The sequence below is a fragment of the Geodermatophilus sp. SYSU D00814 genome (assembly GCF_054050055.1).
The window spans coordinates 45,652-55,219 of record NZ_JBJGYP010000031.1 but is presented as its reverse complement, the minus strand read 5'-3'; the positions used below and the strand labels follow the sequence as shown (position 1 = coordinate 55,219).

Annotated in this window: 6 protein-coding genes; 2 read left to right on the top strand and 4 right to left on the bottom strand. The window is 77.2% G+C overall.

Annotated elements, in window-relative coordinates; all coding sequences use genetic code 11:
- Window positions 1-276 precede the first annotated feature (276 nt).
- The gene (locus ACI780_RS20245) at window positions 277-912 is read left to right on the top strand and encodes a hypothetical protein (protein WP_456872405.1); all 636 of its coding nucleotides are present in this window, start codon (window positions 277-279) and stop codon (window positions 910-912) included.
- A gap of 6 nt (window positions 913-918) precedes the next feature.
- On the opposite strand, the gene ACI780_RS20240 is transcribed toward ACI780_RS20245, so the two are convergent.
- The 3 genes from ACI780_RS20240 to ACI780_RS20230 are packed head-to-tail and all read right to left on the bottom strand — an operon-like array spanning window position 919 to window position 5,049.
- A complete protein-coding gene (locus tag ACI780_RS20240; RefSeq protein WP_457005278.1) occupies window positions 919-2,355 on the bottom strand; it encodes a M20/M25/M40 family metallo-hydrolase in 1,437 nt (478 codons plus the stop codon).
- Between the two features lie 10 nt (window positions 2,356-2,365).
- Complete coding sequence (locus ACI780_RS20235) at window positions 2,366-3,868, bottom strand: MFS transporter (protein WP_457005276.1); 1,503 nt, start codon at window positions 3,866-3,868, stop codon at window positions 2,366-2,368.
- Window positions 3,847-5,049: an arginine deiminase gene (locus tag ACI780_RS20230; protein ID WP_456872408.1), complete on the bottom strand. Its 1,203-nt coding sequence runs from the start codon at window positions 5,047-5,049 to the stop codon at window positions 3,847-3,849. The genes ACI780_RS20235 and ACI780_RS20230 overlap by 22 nt, the downstream gene beginning before the upstream one ends.
- Window positions 5,050-5,177: 128 nt before the next feature.
- On the opposite strand from ACI780_RS20230, the gene ACI780_RS20225 reads away from it, so the two are divergent.
- The gene (locus tag ACI780_RS20225) at window positions 5,178-5,945 is read left to right on the top strand and encodes an SDR family oxidoreductase (RefSeq protein ID WP_456872409.1); all 768 of its coding nucleotides are present in this window, start codon (window positions 5,178-5,180) and stop codon (window positions 5,943-5,945) included.
- A gap of 12 nt (window positions 5,946-5,957) precedes the next feature.
- On the opposite strand, the gene ACI780_RS20220 is transcribed toward ACI780_RS20225, so the two are convergent.
- Window positions 5,958-9,395 (bottom strand): BTAD domain-containing putative transcriptional regulator, encoded by a 3,438-nt coding sequence (locus tag ACI780_RS20220; RefSeq protein WP_457005273.1) that lies wholly within the window; start codon window positions 9,393-9,395, stop codon window positions 5,958-5,960.
- Between the last annotated feature and the right edge of the window lie 173 nt (window positions 9,396-9,568).

Below are 9,568 nucleotides of genomic sequence, written 5' to 3'. Positions count from 1 at the left end.
GCGTGGAGCACGAGGACCTCCGGTGTCGTGGCAGTGGTCGCCTTCAGCAGCTCCACTCCACGCCCGGAGGTCCTCCCTCACAAGATCCGTCAACTAGATCCCGTGGTCACACGCTCCCGACCAACGTCTCCGGTCAGTACAGCTAGTCCCGCGCCGGTCGGGCCGGCCACCTCCTGGTCCGGCCGTCGCTCGTGCTCTGCCCCGCACGCGTGGGCAGAGCACGAGCGCGTGCCGGATGTCCCCACGACGGCGTCCGGCGCCGTACCTTCCCGCGCCGTGTCGACGGTGCAGACGGAGAAGAGGCCGCAGGAGCGGCGCGGATGGCGCAGCGGGGACCCGCTGCCGCCCCACGACGGTCCCGGGGCGGTCGGTCCGCCGCTGCGCTGGGCGCGCCGCTTCACCCCGCTGGGCATCGGCCGCCGCGCGGTCAGCCTGCAGATGTCCGGCGGCCGGCTGTCGATCACCCGCACCGCGACGTGGCGCGGCCGGCGGCTGGTGGTCGACGCCCCGCTGGCGGAGTTCCACAGCGCCGCACCCTCGCGGGGCGGCCGGGGACTGCACCTGTGGCACGGGGACCGGCTGTTCCGGCTGACCGGGGTGTCGACCGCGCCGTCCTCCGGCACCGTCGACCTCGGCGGCGGGGACGACCCGATCAGCGGGCTGATCGCCCTGGTCCTCCTGCCCGTCCTGCTGGTCGGCGCCCTGGGCGACTACACCGACAAGCTTCAGTCCCAGCGCGAGACCGTGCAGGCGACGCTGCGCTGGCTCGGCCCGGTGCTCGGGCCGCCCCCGCCCGGGCTGCAGGTGCGCCCGCCGCTGCCCGGCGGCCCACTGACCGCGGCCCGCTGGCTGCTGCGGTCGGCCGTCCTCGGCGCCCTGGTCGCCGGGTTCGTGTGGCTGCTGGTGCGGTGACCCCGCTCAGAGCGAGCGGATCAGGTGCCGGAAGAAGACCGCGCCGCGGTGCAGCGCGGCGACGCGGATCCGCTCGTCGGCGGCGTGCAGCGCGTCGAGCTCGCCGCGGGAGAGGTCGAAGGGCATGAACCGGTAGACGCTGTCGCTGATCTGCGCGAAGTGCCGCGCGTCGCTGGCCTGCACCATGAGGTACGGCGCCACCGCCGCCTCCGGGTACACCGCCCGGACGGCGGCCTGCAGGGCCGCGTAGGCCTCGGTGTCGGTCCGCGAGACCGGTGACGGGTCGGTCCCCGACAGCACGGTGACCTCGACCGAGGGGTCGGCGACCACCCGGCGCAGCCGCTCGACGGTCGACTGCACCGTCTCGCCCAGCGCGATGCGGACGTTCAGGTGCGCCCGCGCCCGGGTGGCCAGCACGTTGCGCGCCCCGCTGCCCTCCAGCTCGGTGACCGCGACCGTGGTCCGCACCAGCGCGTTGGCCTCGCGGCTGGCCCGCGCCAGCGCCGTCGCGAGCACCGGCCGCAGCACGGGGGCGTGGGCGAACAGCGCCCGGTACGCGCCCGTGGCGTGCCGGCCTGCGGCGTCGACCATCCGCAGCACGACGTCGTGCAGCCGGGCCGGGAAGGGCGCGGCGTCCAGCCGCACGATCGCGCGGGCCAGCCGGGCCGGGGCGCCGTCCGGCGTCGGCGAGGAGGCGTGCCCGCCGGGGTCGGTGGTGACCAGCTCGACGTCGAGCAGTCCCTTCTCGGCCAGCCCGACGACGGCGATCTGCCCCGGCACCCCCGGGAAGACGCCGGTCACCACGGCGCCGCCCTCGTCGACCACCGCCCACGGCCGGATGCCGCGGTCGCGGAAGGCCTGCACCGCCAGCTCGGCGCCGACGCCGAGGACCTCCTCGTCGTCACCCGAGAAGACGTACACGTCGCGGGCCGGGACGTGGCCGGCCGCGGCCAGCGACTCGACCGCCTCCAGGACGGCGACCAGCGAGCCCTTGTCGTCGACGGCGCCGCGGCCGTGCACGACGCCGTCCTCGACCGCGCCGGAGAACGGGTCGCGGGTCCACGCCTGGCCGGTGACCGGGACGACGTCGTGGTGGGCCATGAGCACCAGCGGCGGCCGGTCGGTGCCGCTGCGCCAGCGGTAGAGCAGCGCCCCGTCGCCCAGGACCTCCCGCTCGAGCACGCGGTGGGTGTGCGGGTAGAGCTCGGCCAGCCGGTCCCGGAACCGCCGGAAGGCGGCGGCGTCGACCTGGCCGGGGTCGCGGGAGGACACGGTGGGGATGCGGATGAGCTCGGCGAGGCGCGCCGCGGCGGCGTCGGCGTCCAGGCCCGCGGCGTCCGCGGGCGGGACGGGGGCGTGCCGCGGCCGGAAGCGGGCGACCCGGCGGGCGGCCGCGGCGGCGACGGCGGCGGTGCAGCCCAGGGCGAGCGGGGCGATCCTCACGCCGGCCTCCTCACGCCGTCTCCCGCACGCCCACGGCCTCCGGCCGGTCGGAGAACGCCAGCCGCGGCACGAACACCAGCGACAGCGCGGCCAGCCACGCCGTCGCCCCGCAGACGGCCCACACCGTGACGTAGCCGGCCAGCGACCCGGCGGTGCCCTCGGACCCGTCGGCGGCGGCCGGGGCCCCGGCGGCCAGGGCGACGGCGAAGACCGCCGAGGCGAAGCTGCCGCCCAGCACCTTCGTCGTGTTGGTCAGCCCGGTGGCCACGCCGGTGCGCCCGGGCGGGGCCGCCGCGGCCGCCGCGGCGGGCAGTGCGGCGACCAGCGCACCGGAGCCGAGGCCGGCGACCACCATCGCCCCGAGGACCTGCGGCAGCGTGTCGTGCAGCGGCACCAGCAGCAGGTACCCGAGGCCGGTGAGACCGGCGGCGCCGATGAGCGTGACCCGCGGGGTGGTGGCCTGCGAGACCCGGGAGAACTGGCTGGCGCCCACCAGCATCGACACCACGTAGCCGCCGATGACGATCGACACCTCGCTGGTCGACAGGCCCAGCCCGTAGCCGTAGACCTCCGGGTCGGTGCGGGCGTAGGTCGACAGCGGGCCCTGGGCGCCGAGCACGCTGACGCCGAAGAGCCCGGCGGTGAGCTGCACCGGCCACATGCTGGGGGAGCGCAGCACCCGGAAGTCGACCAGCGGGTCGGGACGGCGCAGCTCGTATTGGACGAACGGCACGACCAGCAGCACGCCGAGCGCGGTCACCAGCCAGGGCCACGGCTCGGCGGCACCGTTGACCCGGACGAACGTCAGCCCGCCGGTGATGACCAGCAGGACGACGCTGAGCAGGGCGACGCCGGTGACGTCGACCTGCCCGCCCGTACGGTCGGTGCTCTCCGGCACGCGGGTGAGCACGACGACGCAGACGCCGACGACGAGCAGGCCCGGGACCAGCAGCACCAGCCAGAACCGCCCCGCCAGGGCGGCACCGACCTGCCCGCCGCCGAGCGCGCCCACGATCGCGCCGGCCTGCAGCGCGGCGACGATCATCCCGGTGGCCCGCCGGGTGCTCGCCGCGGCGTCGGCCCGGCCACGCGAGCGCGAGTGGATCAGCGCCACCTGCAGCGGCAGCCACGCCGAGTAGACGCCCTGCACCGCCCAGGCGACGAGGAAGACGCCGAAGTCCTGCGCGAACGCCAGCACCACCGTCGCCGCCGCGGTCACCGCCGCCGAGAGCAGCAGCATCCGGCGGTGGCCGTAGAGGTCCCCCAGCTTGGCCAGCACCGGCACCGCGATCGCCGAGAGCATCAGCTGGGCGGCCTCGAGCCAGTTGACGTCGGCGTCGTGGATGCCGAGGTGGCGGGCGACGTCGGTGAGCAGCGGGACGTAGTAGCCCTGCAGCACGCCGCTGGTGAACTCGACGAAGACCAGCCAGCCGACCAGCCCCCCGCCCAGCCCGGCGATGCGCCCGGCGCGCGGGGCGGTGCCGCTGCCGGTCATCCGACCGGGTCGCGCCACACCGGGCAGGACATGCACCGCGGCCCGCCCCGGCCGCTGCCCAGCTCCGAGCCCGCGATCCGCACCACCTCGATGCCGGCCGCCTCCAGCGCGGCGTTGGTCACCGTGTTGCGCTCGTAGGCCACGGCCAGCCGCGGCGCCAGGGCGAGGGTGTTGTTGCCGTCGTCCCACTGCTCGCGCTCGGCGGTGACCGGGTCCAGCCCGGTGTCGATCACCCGCAGCCGCTCGATGCCCATCGCCTCGGCGGCCGCCACGACGAAGGGCCGCGGCCCGGTCACCGACAGCTCGGCGGTGTCGGCGTCGTCGGGGGGCTCGTCCCCGGCGGTGACCGTCCAGGCGACCAGCGAGTCGGCGACGGCGGGGTACATGACCATCGCGTCGACGTCGACCATCGTGGCGATGGTGTCCAGGTGCATCGTCGCCCGCTCCTGCGCGATCGGGACGACGAGCACGGTGTGCGCCAGGCCGCGGGCGAACACCCGGCGCGCCAGCCGCTCCGCGCCGCCCGGCGTGGTCCGCTCCCCGACGCCGACGGCCAGCACGCCGGGTGCCAGCAGCAGGACGTCACCGCCCTCGAGGTGCTCCAGCGAGGCGTCGTAGAGCTGCCCGCTCCCGGCGAAGCGCGGGTGGTGCGTGGCGATCGCGCGGAGGATGGTGCTCTCCCGGTGCCGCGCCGGCATCGCCAGCGAGGTGATCGCCACCTGGTCGCCGACCCACACCGACGAGTCGCGGGTGAACAGCAGGTTGGGCAGCGGCGGGACGACGAAGTCCGCGCGGTCCATGATCTGGTAGGCCAGCCCGCGGCCGCCGCGCAGCTCGTCGTGGGCGAGGCCGCCCATCAGCGTGCCGGCCAGGTCCTCCGCCGCGAGCCCGGCGAGGTGGTCGGTCGCGGCGTGCTTGAGGGTGGCGCCCAGCCGGGGGTCGTCGACGGCGGCGGCGATCAGCTCGCTGCGCGCGGCGGGGTCGTCGAGCACGTCGGTCAGCAGCCGGCCGAGGTAGAGCACCTCGACGCCGCGGCCGGTCAGCGCCGCGGCGAACGCGTCGTGCTCCTCCTGCGCGCGGGCCACCCACGGCACGCCGTCGAACAGCAGCTGGTCGTTGTTGCGCGGGGTGAGCCGGCGCAGCTCGGCGCCGGGACGGTGCAGGACCACCGTCCTCAGCGGGCCGACCTCGCTGGTCACGCCCAGGGACGCGGGGGCGGTCGCGTCAGAGGGGGCCGGAGCGTTCACGGGGACAGAGGCTGGCACAGTGGCCCGGCCGCTGCCGTACGGGGTCCTCCGATCGGGGCGGACGACGCCCGGAGGCTGCCGTGGACCTGTTCGACCTGACCGGGAAGGTCGCCGTCGTCACCGGCGGCACCCGCGGCATCGGCCTGATGATGGCCCGCGGGCTGCTGCAGGCCGGGGCGTCGGTGTACGTCTCCTCCCGCAAGCCCGAGGCCGGTGAGCAGGCGGTGGCGGAGCTGTCGCCGCACGGCCGGGTCGAGTCGATCCCCGCCGACGTGAGCACCGAGGCCGAGTGCGTCCGGCTGGCCGAGGAGGTCGCCCGGCGCGAGGAGCGGGTGCACGTGCTGGTCAACAACGCCGGCGCCACCTGGGGCGAGCCCTTCGAGACCTTCCCCGCCTCGGCGTGGGACAAGGTCCTCGACCTCAACGTGAAGGCCCCGTTCTTCCTGACCCGGGCGATGGTCCCGCTGCTGGCAGCCGCCGCCACCGACGACGACCCGGCGCGGGTGATCAACGTCGGCAGCATCGACGGGCTGCACGTGCCGCAGCTGCCGACCTACTCCTACTCGTCGAGCAAGGCCGCGCTGCACCAGCTCACCCGCCACCTGGCCAAGGAACTCGGGCCGCGCCGGATCACGGTGAACGCCGTCGCGCCGGGGCCGTTCGAGTCGAAGATGATGGCCGCCACGCTCGCCGCCCGCGGTGACGAGATCGCCGCCAGCTCGCCGCTGGGCCGCATCGGCCGCCCCGACGACATGGCCGGCGTCGTCGTCTACCTCGCCAGCCGCGCCGGCGCCTACGTCACCGGCGCGGTCATCCCCGTCGACGGCGGCCGCGCGACCACCCTCTGACGGGCTCCGCCATCAGGCGGGGCGCTCCTGCACCGGCGGCTCGACGGCGGGCCGCCGGGCCGGTGCGGACCGGCGACGGCGCGGCGGGCGGTGCGCCTCCTCGGCCGGGACGCGGGCCAGGTGCGACTCGGCCAGCGCCACCTGGTGCGGCGAGCCGACCTTGCGGCCCTGCTCACGGGCGCCGGTCCACCAGTCGCGGGCGGCGACGGTGTCCCCGGTCTGCTCGGCGATCCGGCCCAGCAGCTCGTCGTAGGCGCCCAGGCTGAAGGCCGGCGTCCCCAGCACCGCCTGCCGGCCGCGGAAGGGCAGCAGCGCGACGGTGGCCATGGTGATCTCGGGCTCGTCGCCGAGGTGCAGCGCGGTCTCGGCCTGCAGCAGCACCGCGACGTCGCTGGCCCAGTCGCGGATCTGGGTGCGCCCCCACCGGGCGCGCAGCCGCCGGGCCTCGTGCAGGTCGCCGGACTCCGCGGCGGCCAGCACGGCCATCAGCTGCAGCAGCGGGTTGCCCTCGTCGCCGGTCTCGACGAGCAGGTCGATCGCCTCGGGCAGCCGGCCGTCGCCGCGGCGCAGCGCGAACTGGTGGGCCGCGAACGCGTGCCGGGAGTGCGGCGTCACCCGCCGGTACAGCTCGTGGGCCTCGGTGGTCAGCTCCTCGGCGCGGGCGGCGTCGCCGGCGAGCCACGCGGCGCCGGCCTGCTGCCACAGCACGTGCGGGCGCACCTCGGGCCCCGACAGCGAGAACGCCAGCCGCCGCCCGGCCTCCAGGTCGGCCTCGAAGCCGGCCCGGTCGGTGAGGTGCAGCCGGATCGCGGCGCGGTGCAGCCGCGCGTAGAACTCGGTGCGCCGCGGCAGCCCGCGGCCGGCCAGCGCCAGCGCCTCGTCGGTGGCCGCCAGCCGCAGCTCCGCCGCGCCCGGCCGCCCCCACACCGCCAGCGAGTAGTTGTTCAGCACCCGCCCCAGCAGCTCCGGGTCGCCGGCGCCGCGGGCCAGCGCGACGGCCCGCTCGGCGTAGCGGACGCCGCGCTGCAGGTCCTCGCTGAAGGCCAGCTCGACGCCGAGGGTGCCGAGCAGCCGCGCGGTCAGCCGGTCGCGCTCGGCCTCCGTGGCGTCCGGCGCGATGTCGTCGCGGTGTTCGAGCAGGTCCTCCAGCAGCCCCACCATCTCGGTGTCGACGACGCCGTGCGGCCGCCAGTTCCACAGCGTCACCGACCCCCAGACGGCGGCCGACTCGAGCATGCAGCGCCGGTCGCCGAGCTCGCGGGCCAGCGCGAGCGCCTCGCCGACCACCTCGTGCGCCTCGGTGCGCTGCCCGCTGCGCAGCAGGTCGTTGCCGAGCGCGGTGAGCAGGTCGTGCCGGGTGCGGGTGGCGTCGGGCGCGGTGGGGTCGAGCAGCCGCAGGGCACGCCGGGTGTGCAGGGCGGCCTCGCCGTCGGCCAGCCGGGCGCGGGCCACCTCCGCCGCCGCGGTCGACCACCGCAGCCCCGGTCCGGGCCCGGAGATCGGCGCCGCCTCGACGAAGTGGTGCGCCAGCCGCTCGACGAGCGCGTCGTCGGCGCGGCCACCGGTGACCCGCTGCTCCAGCGCGGCGCCGAGCCGGGCGTGCAGCTGCGCGCGGCGCAGCGCCGGCAGGTCCTCGGCGAGCACCTCCTGCACGAGGGCGTGGGTGAACCGCCAGCTCCACGGCGCCGAGCCCTCGCCCACCAGGCCCGCGGCGGCCGCGGCGTCCAGCGCCGCCAGCACGGCCTCGGCCGGCTCCCCGGTGGTGCGCAGCAGGTCGAGGGTCACCTCGCGGCCGGCGACGGCGGCCAGCTCCAGCACCGGGCGGGCGCCCTCCGGCAGCCGGGCCAGCCGGGTGCGCAGCACCTCGACCACCGACGGCGGCACCGGCACCCGGTCCAGCCGCAGGTGGCGGGCACCGCGCATCCACCGGGTCAGCTCGACGACGAAGAACGGGTTGCCCGCCGTGCGGTCGTGCACCGTGGCGGCCAGCGCCGGGTCACCGGCCCGGCCCAGCTGGGCGGCCAGCAGCGAGCCGACGTCGTCGGGGGTCAGGCCGTCCAGGGCGAGGGTGACGGCGGCCGGCTCGCGGGCCAGCCGCGCCAGGCAGTCGCCCACGGCCTCGGGCAGGTCCTCGCCGACGCTGCGGACGGTGACCACCACCAGCAGCGGCACCCGCGGCAGGTGGCGGGCCAGCAGGCCGAGCAGCTGCACGGAGGTCTCGTCGGCGCCCTGCAGGTCGTCGAGCACGACCAGCACCGGCCGGGACCCGGCGGCGGCGACCAGCCGCGCGCGCACGTCCTGGAACAGCCGGAAGCGGGCGGCGTCGGCGTCGGTCTCGCCGTCCTCGGCGACCGGGGCCGGCGGCTCCTGGCCCAGCTGCTCGAACACCTGCGTCCACGGCCACAGCGGCGGGGCGCCGGCGTCGTCGGCGCAGCGGCTCTCGGCCACCGCCCACCCGGCGGCCCGGCTCATCGCGGCGACCGCCTCGGCCAGCCGGGTCTTGCCGATGCCGGCCTCCCCGCCGAGCACGACGACGGCCGGGCGGCCGGCGGCCACCCCCTCGGCGACCGCCTGCAGGCGGGCCAGCTCGTCGCGCCGGCCGACCAGCGTGTCGTCGGCGGGCGCGGTCAGGGGGGCCGGTGCCGCGGGCGCCGGCGGCACGACCGTCAGCGCCGGGCGCGGCGGGCGGCGGGCCAGCGCCGGGTCCTGGCGGAGGACGCGGCGCTCCAGCTCCCGCAGCTCGGGACCGGGGTCGATGCCCAGCTCCTCGCGCAGCAGCTCGGTGCAGCGGCGCAGCGCGTCGAGGGCGTCGGCCTGCCGGTCGGCGGAGTAGAGGGCGGTGACCAGCCGGGCCCACAGCCGCTCGCGCAGCGGGTGCTCGGCGACCAGGCGCTGCAGGTCGCTCACCGCGGCGTCGGCCCGCCCGGCGGCCAGCAGCGCGTCGCAGCGGCGCTCGCGGGCCCGCACGTGCAGCTCGGTCAGCCGGTGCCGGTCGGCGGCGCCCGGACCGTCGCCGAGCTCGGGCAGCGGCTCGCCCCGCCACAGCTCCAGCGCCCGGTCGAGGGCGGCGACGGCGGCGTCGGGGTCGGTGTCGGCGGCGCGGTCGCCCTCCTCCACCAGCCGGGCGAAGCGCAGGCTGTCGAGGTCGTCGGGATCGACGGCGATGCGGTACCCGGGTGCCCGGGTGAGCAGCACCGTCGCCGGCTCGCGCGGCCCGCGCGAGGGCTCGAGGACCCGCCGCAGGTGGGAGACGTAGGCCTGCAGGGTGCCGGTGACGGTGGGCGGCGGCTCGTCGCCCCACAGCGTCTCGACGATGCGGTCGACGGCGACCACCCGACCGGCCTCGGCGAGCAGCAGGGCCAGCAGGGCGCGGGGCTTGGCGCCGCCGACGTCGACCGGCCGGCCGTCGGGGCCCGTGACCTCGAGGGGTCCGAGGACGCGGTACCGCACGAGGCGGGATCTTCGCAGGTCCGGGGCGGAAACGGGAGGGGGTCGCGCGCGGGACGCCCGGATCGGCTCCCCATGCGAGACCTGCAAGTCCTCTCCAAGTGGCAGGCAAGACCGCGTCGCGAGGGTCGTCGCCGATCCGAGCCCCGCCGTCCACCCCCACCGCCCGAGGAAGC